General features: G+C 65.4%; 23 protein-coding genes. 12 read left to right on the top strand and 11 right to left on the bottom strand.

From position 1 onward, the window contains the following. The first annotated feature begins 1 nt into the window (after position 1). From lpdA to C8J45_RS19310, 3 genes are all read left to right on the top strand, one after another. The gene (gene lpdA, locus C8J45_RS15600) at positions 2–1,408 is read left to right on the top strand and encodes a dihydrolipoyl dehydrogenase (RefSeq protein ID WP_107964053.1); all 1,407 of its coding nucleotides are present in this window, start codon (positions 2–4) and stop codon (positions 1,406–1,408) included. A 547-nt stretch (positions 1,409–1,955) separates the two neighbouring features. Continuing rightward, positions 1,956–3,173, top strand: coding sequence for a diguanylate cyclase (locus tag C8J45_RS15595; RefSeq protein WP_107964052.1), 1,218 nt, complete (start codon positions 1,956–1,958; stop codon positions 3,171–3,173). A 170-nt stretch (positions 3,174–3,343) separates the two neighbouring features. Next, the gene (locus tag C8J45_RS19310) at positions 3,344–3,496 is read left to right on the top strand and encodes a hypothetical protein (RefSeq protein WP_181321236.1); all 153 of its coding nucleotides are present in this window, start codon (positions 3,344–3,346) and stop codon (positions 3,494–3,496) included. Positions 3,497–3,560: 64 nt separating this feature from the next. Here the strand turns inward: C8J45_RS19310 and C8J45_RS15590 are convergent, their stop codons facing one another. Further along, the gene (locus C8J45_RS15590; protein WP_107964051.1) at positions 3,561–4,079 is read right to left on the bottom strand and encodes a hypothetical protein; all 519 of its coding nucleotides are present in this window, start codon (positions 4,077–4,079) and stop codon (positions 3,561–3,563) included. Between the two features lie 141 nt (positions 4,080–4,220). Then, positions 4,221–5,087, bottom strand: coding sequence for an energy transducer TonB (locus C8J45_RS15585; protein WP_107964050.1), 867 nt, complete (start codon positions 5,085–5,087; stop codon positions 4,221–4,223). 216 nt (positions 5,088–5,303) lie between these two features. On the opposite strand from C8J45_RS15585, the gene uvrA reads away from it, so the two are divergent. Together uvrA and C8J45_RS15575 are read left to right on the top strand one after the other, a co-directional pair. Further along, positions 5,304–8,219, top strand: coding sequence for an excinuclease ABC subunit UvrA (gene uvrA / locus C8J45_RS15580; protein WP_056060637.1), 2,916 nt, complete (start codon positions 5,304–5,306; stop codon positions 8,217–8,219). Beyond that, positions 8,216–8,761: a hypothetical protein gene (locus C8J45_RS15575; protein ID WP_107964049.1), complete on the top strand. Its 546-nt coding sequence runs from the start codon at positions 8,216–8,218 to the stop codon at positions 8,759–8,761. The genes uvrA and C8J45_RS15575 overlap by 4 nt, the downstream gene beginning before the upstream one ends. 160 nt (positions 8,762–8,921) lie before the next feature. Here the strand turns inward: C8J45_RS15575 and C8J45_RS15565 are convergent, their stop codons facing one another. Together C8J45_RS15565 and C8J45_RS15560 are read right to left on the bottom strand one after the other, a co-directional pair. Then, complete coding sequence (locus C8J45_RS15565; RefSeq protein ID WP_107964047.1) at positions 8,922–9,590, bottom strand: hypothetical protein; 669 nt, start codon at positions 9,588–9,590, stop codon at positions 8,922–8,924. A 30-nt stretch (positions 9,591–9,620) separates the two neighbouring features. Then, the gene (locus tag C8J45_RS15560) at positions 9,621–10,232 is read right to left on the bottom strand and encodes a BRCT domain-containing protein (RefSeq protein WP_107964046.1); all 612 of its coding nucleotides are present in this window, start codon (positions 10,230–10,232) and stop codon (positions 9,621–9,623) included. Between the two features lie 149 nt (positions 10,233–10,381). Here C8J45_RS15560 and C8J45_RS15555 point away from each other — a divergent pair, with 149 nt between their 5' ends. The 7 genes from C8J45_RS15555 to C8J45_RS15530 all read left to right on the top strand — a co-directional run bounded on the left by C8J45_RS15555 (position 10,382) and on the right by C8J45_RS15530 (position 14,684). After that, entirely contained in the window at positions 10,382–10,702 is a 321-nt protein-coding gene (locus C8J45_RS15555) for a hypothetical protein (RefSeq protein ID WP_107964045.1), read from the top strand. A 516-nt stretch (positions 10,703–11,218) separates the two neighbouring features. After that, entirely contained in the window at positions 11,219–11,461 is a 243-nt protein-coding gene (locus C8J45_RS18965; protein WP_146168636.1) for a hypothetical protein, read from the top strand. After that, positions 11,458–12,963 carry a hypothetical protein gene (locus C8J45_RS15550; protein WP_107964044.1) on the top strand — a complete coding sequence of 502 codons (1,506 nt, stop codon included), beginning with the start codon at positions 11,458–11,460 and terminating at the stop codon, positions 12,961–12,963. The genes C8J45_RS18965 and C8J45_RS15550 overlap by 4 nt, the downstream gene beginning before the upstream one ends. After that, positions 12,923–13,366 (top strand): DUF3597 domain-containing protein, encoded by a 444-nt coding sequence (locus tag C8J45_RS15545; RefSeq protein WP_107964043.1) that lies wholly within the window; start codon positions 12,923–12,925, stop codon positions 13,364–13,366. Before C8J45_RS15550 ends, C8J45_RS15545 begins: the two co-directional genes overlap by 41 nt. A 77-nt stretch (positions 13,367–13,443) precedes the next feature. Next, complete coding sequence (locus tag C8J45_RS15540) at positions 13,444–13,857, top strand: glycine zipper 2TM domain-containing protein (RefSeq protein ID WP_181321235.1); 414 nt, start codon at positions 13,444–13,446, stop codon at positions 13,855–13,857. 278 nt (positions 13,858–14,135) lie between these two features. Continuing rightward, entirely contained in the window at positions 14,136–14,348 is a 213-nt protein-coding gene (locus C8J45_RS15535) for a cold-shock protein (protein WP_031394996.1), read from the top strand. Between the two features lie 105 nt (positions 14,349–14,453). Continuing rightward, positions 14,454–14,684: a hypothetical protein gene (locus C8J45_RS15530; RefSeq protein WP_056060610.1), complete on the top strand. Its 231-nt coding sequence runs from the start codon at positions 14,454–14,456 to the stop codon at positions 14,682–14,684. Between the two features lie 295 nt (positions 14,685–14,979). Here the strand turns inward: C8J45_RS15530 and C8J45_RS15525 are convergent, their stop codons facing one another. The 7 genes from C8J45_RS15525 to C8J45_RS15495 all read right to left on the bottom strand — a co-directional run bounded on the left by C8J45_RS15525 (position 14,980) and on the right by C8J45_RS15495 (position 22,519). Then, positions 14,980–15,954 (bottom strand): cell wall hydrolase, encoded by a 975-nt coding sequence (locus tag C8J45_RS15525; RefSeq protein WP_107964042.1) that lies wholly within the window; start codon positions 15,952–15,954, stop codon positions 14,980–14,982. 155 nt (positions 15,955–16,109) lie between these two features. After that, complete coding sequence (locus C8J45_RS15520) at positions 16,110–18,941, bottom strand: pitrilysin family protein (RefSeq protein WP_107964041.1); 2,832 nt, start codon at positions 18,939–18,941, stop codon at positions 16,110–16,112. A gap of 8 nt (positions 18,942–18,949) precedes the next feature. Continuing rightward, positions 18,950–19,147: a hypothetical protein gene (locus C8J45_RS15515; protein ID WP_197978314.1), complete on the bottom strand. Its 198-nt coding sequence runs from the start codon at positions 19,145–19,147 to the stop codon at positions 18,950–18,952. Beyond that, positions 19,144–20,295 carry a tRNA guanosine(34) transglycosylase Tgt gene (tgt, locus tag C8J45_RS15510; protein WP_107964040.1) on the bottom strand — a complete coding sequence of 384 codons (1,152 nt, stop codon included), beginning with the start codon at positions 20,293–20,295 and terminating at the stop codon, positions 19,144–19,146. Before tgt ends, C8J45_RS15515 begins: the two co-directional genes overlap by 4 nt. A gap of 1 nt (position 20,296) precedes the next feature. Continuing rightward, on the bottom strand, positions 20,297–20,752 hold the full coding sequence (locus C8J45_RS15505) for an EF-hand domain-containing protein (RefSeq protein ID WP_258191490.1): 456 nt from the start codon (positions 20,750–20,752) through the stop codon (positions 20,297–20,299). An 8-nt stretch (positions 20,753–20,760) separates the two neighbouring features. Then, the gene (gene queA, locus C8J45_RS15500) at positions 20,761–21,786 is read right to left on the bottom strand and encodes a tRNA preQ1(34) S-adenosylmethionine ribosyltransferase-isomerase QueA (protein WP_107964038.1); all 1,026 of its coding nucleotides are present in this window, start codon (positions 21,784–21,786) and stop codon (positions 20,761–20,763) included. A 7-nt stretch (positions 21,787–21,793) separates the two neighbouring features. Then, the gene (locus tag C8J45_RS15495) at positions 21,794–22,519 is read right to left on the bottom strand and encodes a peptidylprolyl isomerase (RefSeq protein ID WP_107964037.1); all 726 of its coding nucleotides are present in this window, start codon (positions 22,517–22,519) and stop codon (positions 21,794–21,796) included. Between the last annotated feature and the right edge of the window lie 117 nt (positions 22,520–22,636).

Genomic DNA, 22,636 nt, shown 5'->3' with positions numbered 1-22,636 from the left:
CATGGCTGACTACGACTATGACGTCCTCGTGATCGGTGCGGGCCCCGGCGGTTACGTCGCGGCGATCCGTGCAGCGCAGCTCGGCCTGCGCACCGCTTGCGCCGAGTCCCGCGAGACGCTCGGCGGCACCTGCCTCAACGTCGGCTGCATCCCGTCCAAGGCGCTGCTCCACGCCTCCGAGATCTACGAGGAAGCCAAGGGCGGCCACATGACGAAGTTCGGCATCGACTTCCAGGGCGTCACGCTGAACCTCGACCAGATGCACGCCGAGAAGGCCAAGGCCGTCAAGGAACTCACCGGCGGCGTCGAATTCCTGTTCAAGAAGAACAAGGTAACCTGGCTCAAGGGCAAGGCCGCGTTCCAGGACGCGCACACCGTCGACGTCGCGGGCCAGAAGGTCACCGCGAAGAACATCGTCATCGCCACCGGCTCCAGCGTCATGCCGCTCCCCGGCGTCACGGTCGACCAGAAGACCGTCGTCGACAGCACCGGCGCGCTTGAGATCCCCAAGGTCCCCGAGCACATGGTCGTCATCGGCGGCGGCGTGATCGGCCTCGAACTGGGCAGCGTCTGGCGTCGCCTCGGCGCGAAGGTCACGGTCGTCGAGTTCGTCGACCAGATCCTCCCCGGCTTCGACGGCGAAGTCCGCCGCGAGACCGCCAAGCTCTTCAAGAAGCAGGGCATGGAACTGAAGCTCTCGACCAAGGTCACCGGCGTGACCGTCGACAACGGCGTCGCGACCGTCACCGTCGAGCCCGCTGCCGGTGGCGCATCCGAGACGCTGACCGCCGACGCGGTGCTCGTATCGATCGGGCGGAAAGCGAACGTCGACGGCCTCAACCTCGAAGCCATCGGCCTCGAGCTCAACAAGCGCGGCCAGATCGAAACCGACCACTCGTTCCGCACGAAGGTCGACGGCGTCTGGGCGATCGGCGACTGCATCCCCGGGCTGATGCTCGCACACAAGGCCGAGGACGAGGGCGTCGCGGTCGCGGAAAACATCGCCGGCCAGACCGGCATCGTCAACGAGGACGTCATCCCGAGCGTCGTCTACACGATGCCCGAGATCGCCGGCGTCGGCCTCACCGAAGAAGCGGCGAAGGAAAAGACCGCAGAATCCGGCGGCATCAAGGTCGGCAAGTTCCCCTTCGCGGCCAACAGCCGCGCCAAGACCAACCGCGACACCGACGGCTTCGTGAAGATCATCGCCGACGCCAAGACCGACCGCGTTCTCGGCGTCTGGATCGTCTCGAGCCTCGCCGGCACGCTGATAGCCGAAGCCGCCATCGCGATGGAATTTGGTGCGACCAGCGAAGACATCGCCTACACGTGCCATGCGCATCCGACGCATGCCGAGGCGATCAAGGAAGCGGCGATGGCGGTGCAGGGCAAGCCGATACACATCTGACCGCGCAAGGCCGTAGCGCAAGCTACGGCCGAGCCCTAAGCGGTCGGATCGGCCGGCGCGGCCAAAAGCCGCGTCCGACGACAGGGGCTTTGCCCCTGTCCGGCCAACACAATTTCCCTACGATCTATACCCATGAGCAGCGCAACCCGTCGGTCGGTCGGACCCCCGATGTTCCCGCGCTCTCTAGAACGCCGGGCGCCATACTCCGCCTTTGCGGAGAAGCAACTGTGGTCGGCCCGGCGATGCATCGCCCCCCTGCCGTCCACGCTGCATCTCAAACGTACCGCACACGCCCGACACGATGCCGGTATTCTGGCAGATGTCGCATTACGAACCGTCCTTCACGCTCAGAGACATCCAAAAACGTCCGCCGGAACGCAACCCGACAGACGAATGACCGTGGAAAAGCCCGCACTCCGACCGTCGCCACGCCGACAGGATCCCGGCCACGCTTCCACGCGTCCGAACGCGACCGCCGACGCGGACCCCGCGCGCAAAAAAACAACTTAAATCAAACTATTCCTTAGCAAAGCCAACCTAGTAGCGCGTGAAACGAACGAACAAGCAGGTGTCCGTGGCGCTCGATCTCACTACTCTCTACGTCGTTGCGGCGCTTGGCATGCTCGTCGCTGGGATCGTCCACCTCGCGCCGGTCGCGACCGGCCGGTTCGGCGATTGGGCCGCGTTGTGGGGCGGCGGGCATCTCGTCGTCGGGTTCGGGACGATGATGGCGGTCCTGAACGACCATATCGGCATCGCATGGGCGCCGAACGCGGGGAACCCAGCCGCGGTGATTGGCTATGCGCTGATCGCCAGCGCGGTACTCCGGTTCGCACGCCCCGACGCTCGCCTGACGCCATTGCTGACGATCGCCGCCGTCATCGCCGTGCCGTTGGTGGTCAGTGGAGACCCGGCGTATTTCCACTTCCGCGTCGCCTATCTCAGCGTCGTCCGCGCCGGCTTCGACATCGTCATCGTCATCGCCGCGGTGCGTCTTGCCCGACGGGAATCGCTGCAAACCGGCTGGATCGTCGCCACGCTGTTCGCGATCACGGTGCCGCTGTTCGTCGGCCGCGCATGGCTTGCCTATGAGGACCGTATCGGTACGCAGCTGACCGGCATGCACGACGACATCGGTGCCTGGCTTGCCGCGGGTCAGATCGCCTTCATCGTCTTTCGCGTCTTCTCGCTGCTGATCCTCCAGGCCGAGCGTGGCCAGAATGCCCTGCGCGAGCAGATGGAGCGCGATTGGCTCACCGGCGCCCTGAACCGCGCGGGCGTCGACCGTATCGCGGCGACGCTGGCGGATCGTTCTTCGGTGGGACGATTGACCGCGATGATGCTCGACGTCGATCACTTCAAGGCGCTCAACGATTCCCAAGGCCACGCTGCCGGAGACGCCGCGCTCCGGTCGCTCGCCGACATCGCCCATGCCATGATCGGCAAACGGGGCCACCTCGTCCGCTGGGGCGGCGATGAATTCGTCTGCCTGCTGCCTGACGTCGGCATCGAACGGGCGCGGATGATCGGCGTCGGCATCGCCAGTCAGTTCGCACAGGTCATGACCGCGACGGCCACGGCCACGGCGACGGCGACCTCGGCGACCTCGGCGGCGGTCGACGCGGCACCGGGCGTCAGCATCGGCATCGTCGAAGGGGACACCGCAGGTGCGATCGCCGATCTCATCGCCCGCGCGGACAAGGCGATGTACGTCGCGAAAGGCGACCGACGCCGCGCGCCGATCGCCTATTTCAAGGCTGCCTGACGCCCCGCGTACGAAACGATAGGCCGTTGAGGATCGCAGAGGTGGATGGCAAGCCGCCGATGCCGTCGACCGATGGCCATGCGATGCGACTGTAAGTATCTGACCGGATCAACTCTCGTCCGCCAATATCGGCGATGCTCAAAGCGCGAGTCCCAAATGAAAGGGACGAGATGCACCGCAAGTCATCGCCGACCGTCACGCATGAAATGGCCGACCAGATCCGCCTGCTGCAGGCACAGGGCCTCTATCATCACCAGATCGCGGCCCTGCTTGAGATCAACCAGGGCTGCGCTTCCGAAGTCGTGACGGGTCCGAAGTCGTGACGGGAAAACTACATCCTCCAGCGGGGCCTCGCCAGAACAGTCTCGATATCTGACGGCAGTTCCCTCACGTCGAAGGCGGCGTATCCTTCGGCTTGCCGAACCCCGAGATTAGCCGATCGAGTCCCGCAGATACCGAATCGAGCACCTTGGCGAATTCAGGCGGCAACGGGTTCGTCTCGCTACGCGGCGGCTCGGGCGTATCCCCGGCAAACGGACTCGCGCCCTGCGGCTTGGCCTGATCGCCAACCATGTCGGGTGCGGATTTGGATGCATCGGGCTCCGCTGGCGGGGAGGGCGGGGCAGGGGGCGTCGGCGGGGCGGGCCGCACGCTCGGCTTTGGGTCATGCTTCGAGATCGCCGTCGCCGCCGCCATCAGCCCGGCCGCGATCATCTGCCGACCGACGGGCGTTCCCATCTGTCGCGCGATCGCCGCGGCGATCCCCGCGAGCGGCGCGGAGCCCCCATGGCTGTTGCCGTGGCTGGTGTCGTGTTTGGCACCGTGTTTGGTGCCGGGCTCGCAGCCGTGCTTGCCCGCGGCCTGTTCCTGCTCCTTGCGCTCCCGCTTGTCCTTCTTCTTGCCCATGTCGCCCTCTGTGCCGTTCCGGTTGATGTGTACGATAAAGATAATACACCAATACCGCAGCGCAACCCCGCGGGATGCCGGGCCAGACCCCTTCCACGATCACCCCGCCACGATCACCCCGCCACGATCACCCGGTTTGGATCACTTGCCGCCGGACCACGTCCCCGGCAGCCGCCACGTTATTTTGCGCGTGCTGTGGCTGATCATCGGCTTGCCGTCGAAGCCCAATGCCGGGGTATAGCGTGCCCGCGCGGCAATCGCCCGACAGGCCGCCTTGTCGAGTTCGACCTCTCCGCTCGTCACCACGGTACGGCAATCGACAGCGTGTCCGTCGAGGCTGATCGTCCACAGGATCGTCGACGTCCCTTGCGCGCCCTTGCCGACGACGCTCATCGGATAGTCGTTGGTCGTGACCCAGCTTTCGGGGGATCGCGGCTCCGCCGGCTGGGCGATCCGCGACCGTTCGGTCGGATCGATGCCCCACAGCTTGACTGTCGCGTCGTTGCATTTGGCCAACGCCTCGAACGCCGCCTTCGCATTGGGCATGACGAACGCCCATCCGGGCATCTTCTCCGGCGAGACCCGCAGCACCGCGTCGGCCGGCTTCGCGCTGGCCGGGTTCGTATCCGTTGGCCCGGTCTTGGCCGGCAGCGTCTCGAACAGCGCGATGTCGACGGGCATCCGCGTCATCCGCTTGCCCGTCGCCTGCGTCGGATAACTCTCGTACCGGCTCTCGTCCGATCCGCCCCCCGCAAGCGTGATCGTCGCCTGTCCCAACCGCATCGCGCCATTCCGATCGTTGGTATAGATCATCATCTCGAGCGTGGACCCCAACGGCAACTGGCGCATCGCCAGCACCGTCTCGGCCTTGCCGGTACCGTACGTCCGGCCGAGCGTGCAGGCCGTATCGCCGTAATCGACGTTCCACCGGCCCGACGGCGTCATCGGCGCGGTCGCGGCAGGCTCGGCGATCGCGGCGGCGGCGCTCAGCGCCAGCATCAGTGGCATCGGTCGAATCCCCTCATCATCGTCCCCCTGACGTACCGGTCAGTCCGTCGGTTGTCGCCAATCCGTCCCGGCGTTTCAAGCGCCGTCGGCACCCGTCGCCCGATGATGCGCAATCGATCTCGCCAATCGATCGTCCCGGATGAACTGGCACCCGGCCTCATGCATTCCTATCTCTCCCACTAGTCTCCCGATCAGAACAGAAGTAGAACCAGCCTCATGCTGACCAAGATTTCCGTACGCGGCGCGCGCGAGCACAACCTCAAGGACGTCGACATCGACATCCCCCGCGACACGCTCACGGTGATCACCGGCCTCTCGGGCTCGGGCAAGTCGAGCCTCGCCTTCGACACGATCTACGCCGAGGGCCAGCGCCGCTACGTCGAGAGCCTCTCCGCCTATGCCCGCCAGTTCCTCGAACTGATGCAGAAGCCCGACGTCGACCATATCGAGGGCCTGTCGCCCGCGATCTCGATCGAGCAGAAGACGACGTCGCGCAACCCGCGCTCGACCGTCGCCACCGTCACCGAGATCTACGATTACATGCGCCTGCTCTGGGCGCGCGTCGGCATCCCGTATTCCCCCGCCACTGGTGAACCCATTGCAGCGCAGACCGTCAGCCAGATGGTCGACCGCGTCATGGCGCTCCCCGAGGGCACGCGCCTGTACCTGCTCGCTCCCGTCGTCCGCGGCCGCAAGGGCGAGTACCGCAAGGAACTCGCCGAGTGGCAGAAGGCGGGCTTCGCGCGCGTCCGCATCGACGGCACGATCCACGACATCGACGAAGCCCCCGCGCTCGACAAGAAGTACAAGCACGACATCGAAGTCGTCGTCGACCGCCTCGTCGTCGGCGGCGAGATCGCCACGCGTCTGGCCGAGAGCTTCGAAACCGCACTGAAACTCGCCGACGGCCTCGCCTATGTCGACCCCGCCGACCCGGTCGAACCGCACACCCCCAAGTCCGAGATCCTCGGCAACAACGCCCCCGACGGCCGCATCGTGTTCAGCGAGAAGTTCGCGTGCCCGGTCAGCGGCTTCACCATCTCCGAGATCGAGCCGCGGCTGTTCTCGTTCAACGCCCCCCAGGGCGCATGCCCGGCCTGCGACGGCCTCGGCGAGAAACTGCTGTTCGACGAAGACCTCGTCGTCCCCAACCACATGCTCAGCATCAAGAAGGGCGCAGTCGTCCCTTGGGCGAAATCCAACCCGCCCAGCCCGTATTACATGCAGGTCCTCGGCAGCCTCGCGCGCGAGTTCAAGTTCGACATCGAGACGCCCTGGTCCGACCTCCCGCCGGAGGTCCAGAGCACCATCCTGCACGGCTCGAAGGGCAAGCCCGTCACGCTCACCTTCATCGACGGCAAGAAGAAATACGACGTGTCGAAGCCGTTCGAGGGCGTCATCGGCAACCTCAACCGCCGCATGCTCCAGACCGACTCCGCCTGGATGCGCGAGGAACTGAGCAAGTACCAGTCCGCCGCGCCTTGCGAAGTCTGCGGCGGCGCGCGCCTGAAACCAGAAGCACTCGCGGTCAAGATCGCGATGAAGGACATCTCCTACGCCACGCATCTCTCGGTGGTCGACGCGCTCCAGTTCTTCACCGACATGCCGCAGCACCTCGGCGACCAGCAGAACGCGATCGCCGAACGCATCCTCAAGGAGATCGTCGAACGGCTGGGCTTCCTCAACAACGTCGGCCTCGACTACCTCAACCTCGACCGCACCAGCGGCACGCTCAGCGGCGGCGAAAGCCAGCGCATCCGCCTCGCGTCGCAGATCGGCAGCGGCCTGTCCGGCGTGCTCTACGTCCTCGACGAGCCCTCGATCGGCCTGCACCAGCGCGACAACGACATGCTCCTCAAGACGCTCCGCCGTCTGCGCGATCTCGGCAACACCGTGCTCGTCGTCGAGCATGACGAGGACGCGATCCGGACCGCCGACTACATTATCGACATGGGCCCCGGCGCCGGCGTCCGCGGCGGCCAGGTCGTCGCGCAGGGCACGCTGAAGCAGATCCTCAAGTCGAAGGGCAGCATCACCGCCGACTACCTCAACGGCACGCGCGAAGTCCCGGTCCCGGCGACGCGCCGGAAGGGTAACGGCAAGAAGCTCACCGTCCACAACGCGGTCGCCAACAATCTGCGCGGCGTCACCGCCAGCCTGCCGCTCGGCACCTTCACCTGCATCACCGGCGTGTCCGGCTCGGGCAAGTCGAGCTTTACGATCGACACGCTCTACGCCGCCGCCGCACGCGAGCTGAACGGCGCGCGCATCGTCCAGGGCAAGCACGACAAGATCACCGGCCTCCAGTATCTCGACAAGGTCATCGACATCGACCAGTCGCCGATCGGCCGCACCCCGCGCAGCAACCCCGCCACCTACACCGGCAGCTTCACGCAGATCCGCGACTGGTTCGCCGGCCTGCCGGAATCGCAGGCGCGCGGCTACAAGCCCGGCCGTTTCAGCTTCAACGTCAAGGGCGGCCGCTGCGAGGCGTGCCAGGGCGACGGCGTGCTCAAGATCGAGATGCACTTCCTCCCCGACGTCTACGTCACCTGCGACGTCTGCCACGGCGCGCGCTACAATCGCGAGACGCTCGAGGTGAAGTTCAAGGGCCATTCGATCGCCGACGTGCTCGACATGACGGTCGAGGACGCCGCCGAGTTCTTCAAGGCGGTCCCCCCGATCCGCGACAAGATGGCGATGCTGGTCGAGGTCGGCCTCGGCTACGTCAAGGTCGGCCAGCAGGCGACGACGCTTTCGGGCGGCGAAGCGCAACGCGTCAAGCTCGCCAAGGAACTCTCGCGCCGCGCCACTGGCAACACGCTCTACATCCTCGACGAACCCACCACCGGGCTCCATTTCGAGGATGTGCGGAAATTGCTCGAAGTCCTCCACGCGCTGGTCGAGCAAGGCAACACGGTCGTCGTGATCGAACACAATCTCGACGTCATCAAGACCGCCGACTGGGTCCTAGACCTGGGCCCCGAAGGCGGCGTCAAGGGTGGCGAGATCGTCGCCGAAGGCACGCCGGAGAAGGTAGCGAAGGCCAAGGGCAGCTTTACGGGGAAGTATCTGGCGCCGTTGTTGGAGAAGCGGGTGCCCGAAAAGGTGCAAAAGGCTTCGGCGGGGTGAGTCCTTATCGCCCGGAATTCATCGCCGCTCTAGAGCTTTTCGCTATCGTCAGCGAGGTTGTGGAGCGGAGAGGGTTCTTGCGACCTGTCCTAGTGGGTGGCGCAGCAGTGGAACTCTACTCGGCCAGCGACATCGCGACGGGCGATTTTGATCTTGTCACCGCTAGGCAGGATGTTCTTGAGCAGGCATTACAGGCTAATGGTTTCGTCAAGCCATCTGGTCCCGGTAAGCTGACGCGCGGCTGGATACATCCCAAGTTGAAGCTTGGCTTCGAGGTCGTTGGCTCGGCTCTGATGGATGGCAGGGCGGAACGGGATCGCGTGAAGCTTATCGATACCTCAGCAGGCGATCAGTTCGCCGTGATTTCGGTGGAGGACTTGATTGCCGATCGGATGGGGCAATATGCTTCTAGGTCGGCCCCTGACATGCTGGGACAGGCACAAGTGTTATTCAGCCTTTATCAAGGCGAAGATAGTAGCTATCTGGATCGTAGGATTCGCGAAGAAACCGATACCGCATATGGCATTGAAGACCTCCAATAGCCCTCGAGGCATGTCGCTCGCCAGTTTTGGGCAGGGCGTGACGCGTCGGCGCGAGATGCTCGGTGATATCGCTATGCCGCGCAATTCCGGTCTACGCCGTACGGACAGCAAAATCGCGTTGCTCGCTGCGATTGAGAATGTTGGTGGCTCTTGGTAATTGTCAGCCAAGTTCGCTGAGCAACAGGCGCCATTCTCGTAAGACGCTTGAATAGCGGTGACGGAAAATCGCTTCCTCGTCTCCTTGTAGAGGATGCCGATCGACAGAAAAGGTTTCTCCTCGAATGACATCGAGAATTCGCATGTCATCGATGCCGTGATTTGGCAGTGCTCTACTCATAGCCCACAGGCCTATCCGCGCGGCTTCCTCGGACAAGGTAGGCCTGTCGGAAAAATAGGGATAGATCAGCCGCGTCTTGTCGGTTCCGACTTTTAACGACATGAGATTGTCGACCCGGACTATTCCTTCGATGTCTGCAAAACCGCACGTCCCGCTGATCGAATTCGGGAACTCCTCAATATCCTCATTGATCCAGCGCCGTGTTTCGTTCCACCAGTGTAGAAATCCGTCACGCAGTTTAGGGTACAGGTTTTTCCGATGCCAATCTCGTTCGATTTGCCGGTCGGTCGACTCGGTGAGATCGCTCTTTCCTGCCGCATGACTTTTTGCATCCGCCCAGAACGGGTAGTGAAAATGCCGGGCTAGAGACTTCTGTCCGGATCGCCTTGCAAGTTCGTCCTTCGCCTCACGCTTTAGTTTGGTAGAACGGATCGAATCCTTCAAATAGAACAGATGTAGCGCTTTCCTGAGGGCGATGGTGTCAATCGACATGCGGTTCCCTTGGCGGATTTGCTGGAAGAATCATTGCAGGTGCCCGACCCAATGCTCTTCCGACACGATCGTGATCGGTACGCCTTCGGCTCGCATATCGGCTGCTTTGAGGATTTTGTTGCCGAACGAAGAATGCTTCCAGGATTCGGTCGCGTACAAACCGATGACGAGTACGTCGGTCTTCTGCGTCAAGCTGCCGCACCGGCCCCCGCGCTCGCTTACGGCGGCTTCGCAGGCTTTGCGCTGCCCGAAATTAAACGTGCCCGTGAAGCAATAGCTGCGGCCACCGAAGGTTAGATTCGGCGCGGGGTCACATAGCGGCAAAGTAGTTGCCTTGAGTACCTCGCCTAGCTCAAAGTCACGGCTCGAAAATGCATTTAGAGTTGCCAGCAGGTCACGGCATTCCTCCTCGTCGGCTATGCCGTCTGCCAACACCGCGTTCACGCGATCGTACAGTGTTCGGATAACTGGCTGACCACTGATGCCCACGCTGGCAGCCAGCCACTTTTGCAAAAATTCGACTTCGCTTTGATTGAGCGTGCCATCAGCGGCGATGCCACGCGTGATGCCGATCAACTCGTCTATCTGTCGCGATGAAATGCGATCATTACTCACTAGTGCCAAGAAAGTCTCATTAGTCATCTTCGTCTCCGACTAAATTTATGCTGGCTCAAATGGATGATGCAAAGCAAGGGGGTCGCTGTCCGAATTGTAGCGATCTCCTCAAAGCTGGAACATGGCAGCAGGCCAATTCGTTCAACTGCGCAAATCAACAGCATTGGACGATTGTTATGACCAAACCCGACCACCGCCCGCACGAGCCAGCCGAGCCCAAAACGTTCGGCGTCAACGCGCTGTCGATCGGGGCCGCGGCGATCGGTCTCGGGGGTGCGTTGCTGGCGGTGTTCCTGCGGTCGAAGGCCAACCCCGCCGAGCATGCCGCGCCCGATCTCGCGCTCGACAAGCCCCGCCCGGGTGCGACCGATCGCGCGCCGGACGCCTTCCGCCCCGATCCCACCGCGGTTCCCACCAAGGCCGAGCGTGAGTCGCTCCGCCCCGCCACCGGCCCGGCCCCGTCGTTCGCCGCGGATCGCGGTTCGACGCTAGGCTGACGCGCCTTCCTGATCCTCCCCCGCAAGGGGGAGGTGGCTGGTTCTTGCCAGACGGAGGGGGAGGGGGCGATCACCTTCGTCGCGTGTCCTCCCCCTAAGTCACCTGCGGTGCCACCTCCCCCTGGCGGGGGAGGATAAGAACGGCCCAACGGTCGAAGCCGATCCCGCCGCCGCCACCCCCGCGCGGTCACCCCGGACTGGTTCCGGGGCTCACGGTCCCGCTAACGCGACAGCAACGGCGTCAGTAACGGTGGATACCGGAACAAGGCTTTCCTGAGCAAAGCCGAAGGGTCCGGCATGACGGGGGAGGGCATAACCCCCCCTCCTCGTTCTCCTGCGAAGGCAGGAGCCCAGGATCAAGCAGGACAGCGATCGTGGCTCCTGGGCCCCCGCGTTCGCGGGGGAACAAGGCCGCCGCCCCAGCCGCCAACGCATCCCGCAACCACCCCCGAAACCGCTGTCCTACACACCCCGATCCGGCATACCTGATCGGTCCTCTCGCATCGAGGATCGATCATGGCGAACGTACCCACCCCGGCCGACCCGCCCCCATGCTACATCGCAACGCGCGCCACGCCCGCCCCCCGGCCACGGTACGAACCCCCAATCCCCGACCACCTCCCAGACGCGGTCCGCCACGTCATGGCCTGGCAAGCCCATGTCGACGCCGGCCGGATCGGCACCCGCATCCCCGTATCGCCCGAGATCGCCGCCAACCGCGACCGCTGGACCGCGCTCGCCCGGACCATGCGCAAGTGACCGCCGCTCTCCAGGAACACGGCATCGACCAGGCCACCGAGCAAACCGGCCAACCCGACGCCCCCTCGCAAGCCGCCCCCGATCACACGGCACAGCCGCAAGCCGACCCTGCCGCGCAAGCCGACAACGCCCCGCGCGCGTACGTCCCAGCCACCCCGACCCGCTACACCCAGCGCAGCGACGGCTGGACCCCGGATCGCCAGCGCGGCTTCCTCGAACGCATCGCCGAGGGCGCCACCGTCGACGAAGCCAGCGCCAGCGTCGGCCTCTCGCCCGGTGCCGCCTACACGCTGCGTCGCCGTGCGGCAGGCGCGGCGTTCGCGCTCGGCTGGGACGCCGCCAAGCTCGTCGCGCGGCCGATCGTCGCCGAAACCCTCTTCCTCCGCGCGATCGCCGGCCAGACCGAGCGGGTCACCAGGCCCGACGGCGAAGTGATCGAGCGTCACCGCTACGACAACCGCCTCGCCATGTCCTTGCTCAACCGCCTCGATCGCCACGCCGACGCCGCCGAGACCGCCAACGCCGCCACCCGCATGGTCGCCGCCGAATTCGACGCCTTCCTCGACATCATCGCGCGCGACGCCGGCCCCGCCCGCGCCGGCCTGTTCCTCGGCGAACGCCTCGACGCCGACGCCATACAGGCGGGGGCGGGGCCAAAAACGGGATCAGCCCCGAGCGCAGCCGAAGCGGCAATGGCGCCGATCCTCGCGCTCGCCCGCGCCGACCGCTGGCTGCGCAGCTCTGCCGGCGTAGCCTCCGGGATCGACGTCGGCGATCTCGATCCCGCCGCCCGCGCCGGCTGGACCGCCGCGCAATGGTCGCGCGCCGAAGCCGCGGGGCTGCTTCAACTGGCGCCGGATCCCGCGCCCGAACCGGCACCCGATCCGGCGCTCGATCCGGACCTGAAGCCCGCTGCCCAAAACGCGCCAGCGTCTGCACTTCCTGTACTTCACTTTGACCAGGATGGTCGCGACGGTGATCATCCGGTCTGGTTCGACTCGATTTCGCAGGGCTGGCGGACCTGTTTTCCGCCGCCGGATCCGTATTTCAATACCGAAGATGGCCTGTTCGGCGAAGACGCGTATAGCCGCGAGTGTTCGGACGAAGAGGCGATCATCCTCGACGCGCCACGCGACCGCGAAATCGCCGAGCGGACGATCACCGAGGGCGTCGACCGCGATACATGGTTCGTCGCCTACGCGATCGACGGCGGTCTCGTCGACGAAGCGGGCGCCGAGGCGGCCGGCGCCACCGATGCGGATCGCATTACCACGTTGGCGGCGAGTTTCGATCCTCTCGGCTGCGACGAACCGGTCGCACCGGCGCCCGGCGCGCGCGCGGGTCTCGATCCCGTCCAGTCGCAGCGCCCGGACGTTCCGTCGCCCCCGGTCGCGGCGCCTGCACCCAAATCCCCGATCGGGCGTTCTCCCGCCGTCAGACTCTTATACGACAGGGACCCCCATGAGCATCTTCAGCAAGATCAAGTCCGCAATCTTCGGTGAGAAGGGCCCGCTCGGCAGCGGCCATTTCGGCACGCCCAAGGCCGACGCACCAGCGCCCGCGCCGCAGACCACCGCAGCCCAGCCCGCGCCGACGCCAACGCCCGCCGCTCCGACCCCGCAGGCCGCTCCCGCAGCGCCCGCTCAGGCCGTCGACGTAGAGGCAGTCCTCTCGGGCATCGCTTCCAAGAAGGGGTCCGACCTCAACTGGCGCACCTCGATCGTCGACCTGATGAAGCTGCTCGATCTCGATTCGAGCCTCGACAACCGCAAGGAGCTCGCCACCGAACTCGGCTATACCGGCGCGAAGGACGGCAGCGCGGAGATGAACATGTGGCTGATCAAGGCCGTGATGCGCGAGCTGGAAAAGAACGGCGGCACCGTGCCCGCCAACCTCAAGGATTGATCTGAGATAGGCGCCGGCAACCAAATGCTGGCGCCGGTCATTACGCTTGCAGTATCAACCCACTGAAAGGACACGAAATGCGCGTTGCGATGCTGGGCCTGCTGGCCGCCTCTACCATGGTTGCCGGCTGCGTCGGCGACGGGGGCAGCCGCTACGGCGTCGACCCGCGCTATCGTTCCTACGACTATAACCGCGTCGATCCCGCATACGGCGGCTACGATGCCGGCCGCTATTACCGCGACGATCGCCGCTACCGCGAGCGCCGCCTGTCGCGCAACGACCGCGTCTACCGTGGCAATGACGGTCGCTACTATTGCCGCCGCAACGACGGCACCACCGGCCTGATCGTCGGCGGAGTCGCGGGCGGCGTGCTCGGCAACGTCATCGCGCCCGGCGGCTCGGGCCTGCTCGGTACCGTGCTCGGTGCAGCTGGCGGCGCGCTCGCAGGGCGTGCGGTGGATCGCTCCAGCAACGACACCCGCTGCCGTTAAATCCCTCGACCGGCGCCGAAATATCGGCGCCGGTCGTTCTAAATCATCGCCGTCGATGGCGGCGCGCGCGAAAATATTATCTGCGTAAATCGACGCAGTTCTTGACCCATTTTACCGGCAAGATTTGCAATTCGGGCGGTCTTGGCCCATATAGCGATCAGCTACAGTCGCATATCGACGGTTCTTGGCGCTTTGCGGCACCTTTCTCCTTCTTTCCCTGCTCCGCGGCACGGGTCGCCCGAACGTCGGGTTACTCTCTACTAAGAAGGAGCCACTTCATGGCTATCACCGGAACCGTCAAGTTTTTCAACGCCGACAAGGGCTATGGCTTCATCGCGCCGGATGGCGGCGGCAACGATGCATTCGTGCACATCACCGCGGTTGAGCGCGCCGGCATGCCGACGCTGAACCAGAACCAGCGCGTCACTTACGAGCTCGAGCCCGACAAGCGTGGCAAGCAGTCGGCCGTGAACCTCCAGCCAGCCGATTGATCTCGCTGGCGGATTACGGTCCGCCAACCTGATCTCGGTTGCGATGCGGCGGCTATCATGGCCGCCGCATCACCCCTTTGAAATTTCCCGCAGGAGCGCACCAGCATGGCCGATAATCCAGAATTTTACCGGGCCCGCGCTGATGAAGAGCGTCGCAACGGCGATGCCGCCCTCCTCGACAACGTCCGCGATCGCTGCCGCCGCGCCGAAAAGGCCTGGGACGACATGGCATCACGCGCCGAACGCACCCAGATCCTCCGCGCCGCCCGCGAAGCCGCCCCTCCCGGTGGTGAACGCATGATGATCGGCACCCCGTCGATGGTCCCCGCCGAATAGGCCGGATCGCCGAGGTTCGATGAGTTGACGGAAACCCGGATGCAGCGATGCACCCGGGTTTTTCTTTGTGGTCTTTAGACAGAATGGTTCGCGCAGAGGCGCAGAGAGCGCGGAGCTTTTAGCTGAATCGCAGGTGCCCGAAATCAGATGCGACGTCCGCGACCTGGCCCGGAACGCTTTACCTTCGCGTCCTCTGCGCCTCTGCGCGAACCAACTTATTCATCGAGCAAGTTGGCTGCCAGAGGGTATCCGTTGAACACCGCTGACGCGGGACCTCGCAAGCGATCGCGGCGACTTACTTCAGCGGCTTACCCGAATCCTTCCACCGATCGAGAATCTGCGACTCTGGCGGCAGCATGTCGGAAGCAGCGGGTACTGTCGGTGCCTGAGTAGTAGGCTTGGCCTGCGCAACAGTGGCTACCACCGTAGCCGGCACCGGGACGGCGACAGCACCGGCCGTTGCGGCTGCGATCATCTGAGCCGTGGGCGGCGCGATCGGTTGCACGGACATGTGCGGTCCCGGCACCGGTTCGCCGCCAGCATAACGCTGATTAAAAGCCGCAGACGTGCCCCAATACCCCTTCCACCGATGGAAGAAATGCGCGCCGACGACGTCGGTCATCACCATGCTCCGGTTCCACGCGGGCGTCACGGCGTAGGTATGATAGTGCGTCGCCAACCCGACCGGCGCATAGACGTAACCGGCGAGCGCCATGCCGGCCGCGCGCGCCGCGCGGACCCATGCGGCACGCGCCGGCATCCGCGTCATCGCGCCGTCGCATGCGAAGCTGAACTGGCAGCCGGCATGTTCCGAGCCCTGGTACACCACGCCGCACACCGTTCCCGGGAAGGCAGGATGCCGCGCACGGTTGAGGATGACCTGCGCGACTGCCTGCTGGCCGGCATCGGGCTCGGATGCGGCTTCGTAATAGATCGCCGCAGTGAGGCATTGCAGTGCCCGGTCGCGGTCCAGTGCCGATGCGCGTGCCATCGAGAAGGGCCGTGCGGGAACGATGCCCGCGTCGAGCATCGCACCGGCCGGGATCGGCAGGTCGGGGAGGTCGATGGTCCCCGTAACACCAGCCGCTGGGGCGGCAATCTCCTGCTCGGCCAGCGTCGGGGCCGGGGCTGAAACCTTTACCGAAGACGCGGCACTCGCGCGGTCGTTCGCGGCTTCACGCGCCGACATCGCCCGGAGCGCAGCATGCGCAGAAATCCCGGCGCCGATGACCAGCACTGTGACGACCATCGCCGCCCAGATGCGCTTCATCAGCCGAACCGTCTGCAACCGAACGCGCAACTGCTTTCCTCATACCTGCCTGTCGAGCGTGCCCAACGCTCGGCATAGCCGATTTGGCCGGACCGATCGCGCACGGATTCAGTCCGTCCCACCGCGGGACGGACGGCCACCGTAGCAGCAAGCGCTTACCGTAAGGTTGCGGTGTCGAGCTTCAGCGCGGCCTCGGGGATGACCTCGACGTTTGGATAGGCTTTGCGCAGCGGTTCGATGAACTGCTTAGCGTCGCCCACCACGACGATGCTGGCTGCCTTCGGGTCGAGCAGCGCGACGGCCGCCGCCTGCACGGCCGCCGGATCGACGGCACCCACCGCGCCGGTGTAGCGCTGGAGTTCACCGAGCGGCACGCCGTTCTGGACATAGGCGCCGAGGATACCGGCAATGCCCGACGTCGTCTCGATCCCGCGGCCGAAATTGCCCACGAGCACGGCCTTGCGCGTGTCGAGCTCCACATCAGGCACCGGAGATGCTCCCATCCGCGTCATCTCGGCGGCGATCAGCGTCACCACCTCGGCAGCGGTCGGATTCTTGGTCTGCGTCCGCGCCGCGACCGTGCCCTGCGTTTTCCCCGCATCGAGCCCGCTGCCCGCGCCATAGGCCAGCCCGCGCTTGATCCGAATTTCCTGGTTCAACCGCGACGAGAAGCCGCCGCCCAGGACTGTATTTCCGACCGCGAGCGGATAATAGCGTGCGTCCGACCTTGCGATGGCCGGCCGCGCAACTACTACGCCCGCCTGGCCCGCTTCCGGCATGTCGACGACGATCACGCGCGGCTTCGGGTACGTGACCTGCGGCGCGTTCGCGGTTGCCGTGCTGGTCGATTTCCAAGAACCGAACTGTGCCTCCGCCAAAGCCTTGGCGCGCGCCACGGTGACGTCGCCGACCATGATCAGCGTTGCCTGGCCCGGCTGGAAGCTCCGCGCATACGCTGCCGTGATATCGGCCCGCGTGATCGCCTTCAGTGACAGCGGCGTGCCCCCGTTAGGCGCACCATAGGCCGAGGCGCCAAGCACGGCACGATCCGCAACCAGACCCGCGACCTGCGCCGGGTCCTTCAACGCCAGTGTCACCGCGTCGACCTGCTGCGTCCGCGCCCGCTCGATCTCCTCAGGCGCAAAGGCCGAGTTGATCGCAACATCCGCGAGAATGGCCATCGCCGGCGCGAGCTGGTCCGACTTCACCGTGACGTCGACCGACGCGCCATCGCTCCCCGCCGAACTCCCGATCGCACCGCCAAGCCCCTCGACCGCACGCGCGATCTGTGTCGCCGAACGCGTCTTTGTGCCCTTGGTGAGCAGGTCCGCCGATAGTCTGCTGACACCCGCGCGGTTCGCGGGATCGGTCGCCGCACCACCCGCGGTAACGAGATACGCGGTGACGATCGGCAGGTCGTGCCGCTCCACCGTCACCAGCCGCATGCCGTTCGCGAGCCGCGTCTCCACCGGCTGCGGGATCGTTGGCGATACCGGTGCGCTGGGCGCAGGCGGCTGGACCCGCTGCCCTTCCGGCGCAGGCGTCACGATCTCGATATTCGCGGGCGCCTTCAGGTCCGCAACCTGCACCGTCGGTGCAACCGTGATCGCATCTGCGACACCGCTCGCAGGCTTGGCCGCAAGCGGCATGTACCGGATCGTCGCGGACTGATTGTCGCCAAGATATTTCCGCGCAACCCGCTGGATATCCGCCGCCGTCACCCGCGCAATGGCCGCCAATTGCTTGTCAGCCGCCGCCGGATCGCCATCGATCAGCACCGCCGCGGCCAGCGTGCTCGCCTTGCCCTCGGCCGTCTCGCGCGACAGGATCGATCCGGTCAGAATCTCGTTCTTCGCCTCCGCCAGTTCCGCGGCAGTCACCGGTGCATCGCGGAACCGAGCGATCTCGCGCTTCAACGCGGCCTCACCCGCCTCGACCGTCTTGCCACCTGCGAGGATCGCATAGACGACCATGTTGCCGGTCGCCTGCTTGGTATCGAGCATGGCCTCCGCGGACTGCGCCAGCTGGTCGCGGTACACGACGCTCTCGTACAGCCGTGAACTCTCGCCCGTCGCCAGCGCCGCCTTCAACACCATCAACGCCGGAATGTCCGCATCGCGGTCCGGCGGCAGGTGATAGCTGACCAGCACCGCGGGCAACGGCGTGTTGGGCTCGTACACGGTCCGCGTCACTGCCTTGGTCCGCGCAGGCTCGGCAACCGTCACGCGCGGGATCGCCGCGGACGGCTTCTTGATGCCCGCGAAATACTGATCGACCCAGCCGTTCAACTGCGCCGGGTCGAAATTGCCCGACACCACGAGGATCGCGTTGTCCGGCCGATAATAGGTCGCATGGAACGCCCGGACGTCGTCGATCCCCGCGGCTTCGAGATTCTCCAGGCTGCCGATCCCCGGCCGTGCATAGGGATGAACCTGATAGGCGAGTTCCGGATAATAGATCGAGAACAGCTTGCCGTACGGTTGCGCTAGAGTCCGCTGGCGCAGTTCCTCCTTCACAACGTCGCGCTCCGAGCCGAAGCTCTTGGGCTCGACGACGAGGCTCGCCATCCGATCGGCCTCCGCGAACAGCAGACGCTGGAGGTGGTTGGCCGGGATCACCTCGTAATAATTGGTATAGTCGTCGTTGGTCGACGCATTGTTGTAGCCGCCGACGTCCTCGGTCAGCCGGTCCATCTGCTCCGACACCAGGTTGCGCGTCGACTTGAACATCAGATGCTCGAACATGTGCGCGAACCCGGACTTGCCCTGGGGATCGTCCTTTGAGCCGACGTCGTACCACACCTGCACCGACACGTTCGGCGTGCCGGTGTCGCGGATCGCATACACGCGCAGGCCATTCGGCAGCGTGCGCTCTGTAAAGGCGATCGGCTTCACCGAAACCTGCGTCGGGGCAGGTGCGGTCTGCGCCCCCGCCGCTACCGGGAAAGAAGCTGCGGTCAGCAGCAAAGCGGAGCGGAGGAGGCGCATCGAGATCCTTACTTGTTGCGGTTCGCGAACAGCACCGCGCCCGCGATCGCCGCGGAGCCGATGCCGACGCCCAGGCCGATCTTCGCGAGCGGCCAGCTCTTCGCCTTCTCCGCAGCGTTATGCGCGGCGGCTTCGGCCTGCAGCTTCGCCTCCTTCGCGGCGGCGAGGATTTCGTTCGGGGTATCGCTGTCGATCTTGATCGTCACTTGGGCTCTCCTTCACTCTTCCGGGCATACACGCCACGGAAATCATTCGCGAACTGCGTCAGCGTCCCCGAGGCGATCGCCGCCCGCAGATCCGCCATCAGCGTTTCGTAGAACCAGATGTTATGCTCCGTCATGAGCATCGCGCCAAGCATTTCGCCCGATCGGACGAGATGATGCAGATACGCCCGGCCCCACGTCGCGCAGACCGGGCAGGGGCAGGCGGGATCGAGCGGCCCCATATCCTCGGCGAATTTCGCGTTGCGGATGTTGATCGGGCCGGAGCGCGTGAAGGCTTGGCCGGTGCGGCCGGACCGCGTGGGCATCACGCAATCGAACATGTCGATCCCGCGCTCGACCGCACCGACGATATCGTCCGGCTTGCCGACCCCCATCAGGTAGCGCGGCTTGTCGACCGGCAACTGGTCCGGCGCGAAGTCGAGGCAGCCGAACATCTCCTCCTGGCCCTCGCCGACCGCCAGCCCGCCGACCGCATACCCGTCGAAGCCGATATCGATCAGCGCATCCGCGGAAGACTTCCGGAATCCCTCGTTCAGCGCGCCCTGCTGGATACCGAAGATCGCGTTGTTCTCGGCATGATCTTCACCCGCGTCGAACGCCGCGCGCGATCGCTTGGCCCAGCGCATCGATCGCTCCATCGCCGCCGCCTGCACCTCGCGCGTCGACGTCGTCGGCACAAGTTCGTCGAACGCCATGACGATGTTCGAGCCGAGCAGTCGCTGGATCTCGATCGACCGCTCGGGGCTCAGCAAATGCCGCGTGCCGTCGAGGTGCGACTTGAACGAGACGCCTTCCTCGGACCGCTTGGTCAGGTCGGCGAGGCTCATCACCTGATAGCCGCCAGAGTCGGTGAGGATCGGCTTCGACCAGCCCGAGAACGCGTGCAGACCACCCAGCCGCGCAACCCGCTCGGCACCTGGCCGCAGCATCAGGTGATAGGTATTGCCGAGGATGATGTCCGCACCCGCACCGACCACGTCTGCGGGCTTCATTCCCTTGACGGTCGCGGCGGTGCCGACCGGCATGAACGCAGGCGTGCGGATGTCGCCGCGCTGCATTGCGATGACGCCGGTACGCGCCTTGCCGTCGGTGGCGGAGATGGTGAAGTCGAAGCGGGGGCGGGTGGTCATATTACTTTTTCTTGCGAATGCCGTAGCGATCGCCGGCCGGCGCGCCGCGGATGGTGATGAGTTCGGCGCGAGTCAGCACGCCATCCTTGTCGCGATCGAACCGCGTGAAGAACTGCGCGAACCGTGCCTGGAGTTCGGCCAGCGTGATCCGGTTGTCGCCATCGCGGTCGACCTCGAACGAGCTCGGCAACGCGTTACGATCGCCGAGCGACGCCTGCGCCCAGTCGGCAAAGGCGATGTACCCGATCGATCCAGTCGCAGCCCCCTCGGCGGTGGCATAGCTCCGCGCGACGCCCGCGGTTAGTTCGGCCTGCGTCACGCGGCCATCACCGTTCGTATCGCACGCGGCGATGAACAGCGCAGCCGGCTCGGCGAAAATCGTTGCAGGCGGTTGCGGCGTACCCGCGGGCGGCGGTGCGGCAACGATGGCCTGGATCAGAGCGAGAGCGAGCAGCATGCCGCCCGTCATGGCAGCAGAAGCGAGGCGTCGCCATAGCTGTAGAAGCGATACTTCCCGGCGATCGCATGCGCATACGCCGCCTGCATCCGCTCGCGCCCCATCAGCGCCGACACGAGCATGAACAACGTCGAGCGTGGCAGATGGAAATTGGTCATCAAGCCGTCGATCCCGCGAAACCGATAACCCGGCGTGATGAAGATCGCGGTGTCGCCGTCGAATGGGCGGATCACGTCGTCCTCGCCCGTCGCGCTCTCGATCAGCCGCAGCGACGTTGTCCCGACCGCGATCACGCGACCACCGCGTGCGCGGACCGCGTTGAGCCGATCGGCGGTGGCGGCATCGACCCGGCCCCATTCGGCGTGCATCTTGTGCTCGGTGGTGTCGGTCGCCTTCACGGGGAGGAACGTCCCCGCGCCGACATGCAGCGTCAGCGTCGCATGCTCGATCCCCGCCGCCTCGAGCGCCGCCATCAGCTTCGGCGTGAAGTGCAACGCCGCCGTTGGCGCTGCCACCGCGCCCGGCTCGGACGCAAACATCGTCTGGTAATCGTCCGCATCGCGTTCGTCGGTAGGACGCTTGCCGGCGATATACGGGGGCAGGGGCATGTGGCCCGCGCGCTCCAGCAACAACTCGACCGGCTCGTCGCCGGCGAACACCAGCGCGTAGCTTCCGTCGTCCTCGCGATCGACCGCCGCCGCGCTGACGCCGTTGCCGAACTCGATCACATCGCCATCGCGCAAGCGCCGCGCGTTGCGAATGAACGCGCGCCACCGCCGTGGCCCCTCGCGCTTGTGCAAGGTCGCGCCGATCTTGGCATCGCCGCGCTGCCCGTCGAGCTGGGCCGGGATTACCCGCGTATCGTTGAACACGAGCATGTCGCCACGCCGCAGCAGCGATGGCAGGTCGGATACGCCCGCATCCCTCGTGGCGTCACCTTCGAGCACCAGCATCCGCGCAGCATCGCGCGGCGCCGCGGGGCGGAGCGCGATGTTGTCGGTCGGCAGGTCGAAGTCGAAAAGGTCGACGTTCAACGTGGAGTCACTTCTTTGCAGGAGCCTTCTTTACCGGCGCCTTGCGAGCGACCGGCGCGAGCTTTGGCTTGGCAGCGTTCGGCCCCGAAGCCGTGCCCGGCAACGTCACCGGAGCACCGAGCGCCGGGGCGGGCGGCCCAGCCATATACGCCGGAGGATTGTCCGCCGCGATATACGCATGGACGATCCGCGACGGGTTCGCCGGCGGCTCGCCGCGCTCGATCGCGTCGACATACTGCATCCCGTCGAGCACGCGACCGAACACGGTGTATTTCTTGTCGAGGCTCAGCCGCGGCTGGAAGACGATGAAGAACTGGCTGTTCGCGCTGTCCTCCTTGTCCGACCGCGCCGCCGACACCGCACCACGGACGTGCGGCAGGTAGTTGAACTCCGCCTTCACGTCGGGGAGCGTCGAGCCACCGGTGCCGTCGCCCTTGGGATCGCCACCCTGCGCCATGAAGCCGTCGATCACACGATGGAACGCGAGGCCGTCATAGAAATGCTGGCGGGTCAGCGTCTTGATCCGCTCGACCATCAGCGGCGCGACATCGGGACGCAGCCAGATCGTCACGCGGCCGCCGGTCGATAGGTCGAGCAGCAGCAGATTCTGCGTATCGGTCGTGAGCGGCGGCGTGAGGCGCGCAGGCGCTGCAACCACATCCTTCTTCTGCGCCGCGACCGGCACCGTGACCAGGCACCCGAGCAACGCGAACATTCCGACGAAAAAGCGCATCAAATTCCCACTCGAAAGAGGCCCGGCGCAACCAGGCTGCCGCCACTTAGAGCAAATCCCCGCTTGCGCCAATCTGAACGTGATGGGGGGCACGCAGCAGTCCCCCTTCACGATACG

The sequence above is a fragment of the Sphingomonas sp. PP-CE-3G-477 genome (assembly GCF_003050745.1).
Taxonomy (GTDB): domain Bacteria; phylum Pseudomonadota; class Alphaproteobacteria; order Sphingomonadales; family Sphingomonadaceae; genus Sphingomonas.
This window is presented reverse-complemented; position numbering and strand designations above follow the sequence as displayed.

What these genes read in the sequence shown, in the direction of transcription:
- lpdA (WP_107964053.1), top strand. Translation starts at nt 2, where the DNA reads ATGGCTGACTACGACTATGACGTCCTCGTGATCGGTGCGGGCCCCGGC.
- C8J45_RS19310 (WP_181321236.1), top strand. Translation starts at nt 3,344, where the DNA reads ATGCACCGCAAGTCATCGCCGACCGTCACGCATGAAATGGCCGACCAG.
- C8J45_RS15590 (WP_107964051.1), bottom strand. Translation starts at nt 4,079, where the DNA reads ATGGGCAAGAAGAAGGACAAGCGGGAGCGCAAGGAGCAGGAACAGGCC.
- C8J45_RS15585 (WP_107964050.1), bottom strand. Translation starts at nt 5,087, where the DNA reads ATGCCACTGATGCTGGCGCTGAGCGCCGCCGCCGCGATCGCCGAGCCT.
- uvrA (WP_056060637.1), top strand. Translation starts at nt 5,304, where the DNA reads ATGCTGACCAAGATTTCCGTACGCGGCGCGCGCGAGCACAACCTCAAG.
- C8J45_RS15565 (WP_107964047.1), bottom strand. Translation starts at nt 9,590, where the DNA reads ATGTCGATTGACACCATCGCCCTCAGGAAAGCGCTACATCTGTTCTAT.
- C8J45_RS15560 (WP_107964046.1), bottom strand. Translation starts at nt 10,232, where the DNA reads ATGACTAATGAGACTTTCTTGGCACTAGTGAGTAATGATCGCATTTCA.
- C8J45_RS15555 (WP_107964045.1), top strand. Translation starts at nt 10,382, where the DNA reads ATGACCAAACCCGACCACCGCCCGCACGAGCCAGCCGAGCCCAAAACG.
- C8J45_RS18965 (WP_146168636.1), top strand. Translation starts at nt 11,219, where the DNA reads ATGGCGAACGTACCCACCCCGGCCGACCCGCCCCCATGCTACATCGCA.
- C8J45_RS15545 (WP_107964043.1), top strand. Translation starts at nt 12,923, where the DNA reads ATGAGCATCTTCAGCAAGATCAAGTCCGCAATCTTCGGTGAGAAGGGC.
- C8J45_RS15540 (WP_181321235.1), top strand. Translation starts at nt 13,444, where the DNA reads ATGCGCGTTGCGATGCTGGGCCTGCTGGCCGCCTCTACCATGGTTGCC.
- C8J45_RS15535 (WP_031394996.1), top strand. Translation starts at nt 14,136, where the DNA reads ATGGCTATCACCGGAACCGTCAAGTTTTTCAACGCCGACAAGGGCTAT.
- C8J45_RS15530 (WP_056060610.1), top strand. Translation starts at nt 14,454, where the DNA reads ATGGCCGATAATCCAGAATTTTACCGGGCCCGCGCTGATGAAGAGCGT.
- C8J45_RS15525 (WP_107964042.1), bottom strand. Translation starts at nt 15,954, where the DNA reads ATGAAGCGCATCTGGGCGGCGATGGTCGTCACAGTGCTGGTCATCGGC.
- C8J45_RS15520 (WP_107964041.1), bottom strand. Translation starts at nt 18,941, where the DNA reads ATGCGCCTCCTCCGCTCCGCTTTGCTGCTGACCGCAGCTTCTTTCCCG.
- tgt (WP_107964040.1), bottom strand. Translation starts at nt 20,295, where the DNA reads ATGACCACCCGCCCCCGCTTCGACTTCACCATCTCCGCCACCGACGGC.
- C8J45_RS15505 (WP_258191490.1), bottom strand. Translation starts at nt 20,752, where the DNA reads ATGCTGCTCGCTCTCGCTCTGATCCAGGCCATCGTTGCCGCACCGCCG.
- C8J45_RS15495 (WP_107964037.1), bottom strand. Translation starts at nt 22,519, where the DNA reads ATGCGCTTTTTCGTCGGAATGTTCGCGTTGCTCGGGTGCCTGGTCACG.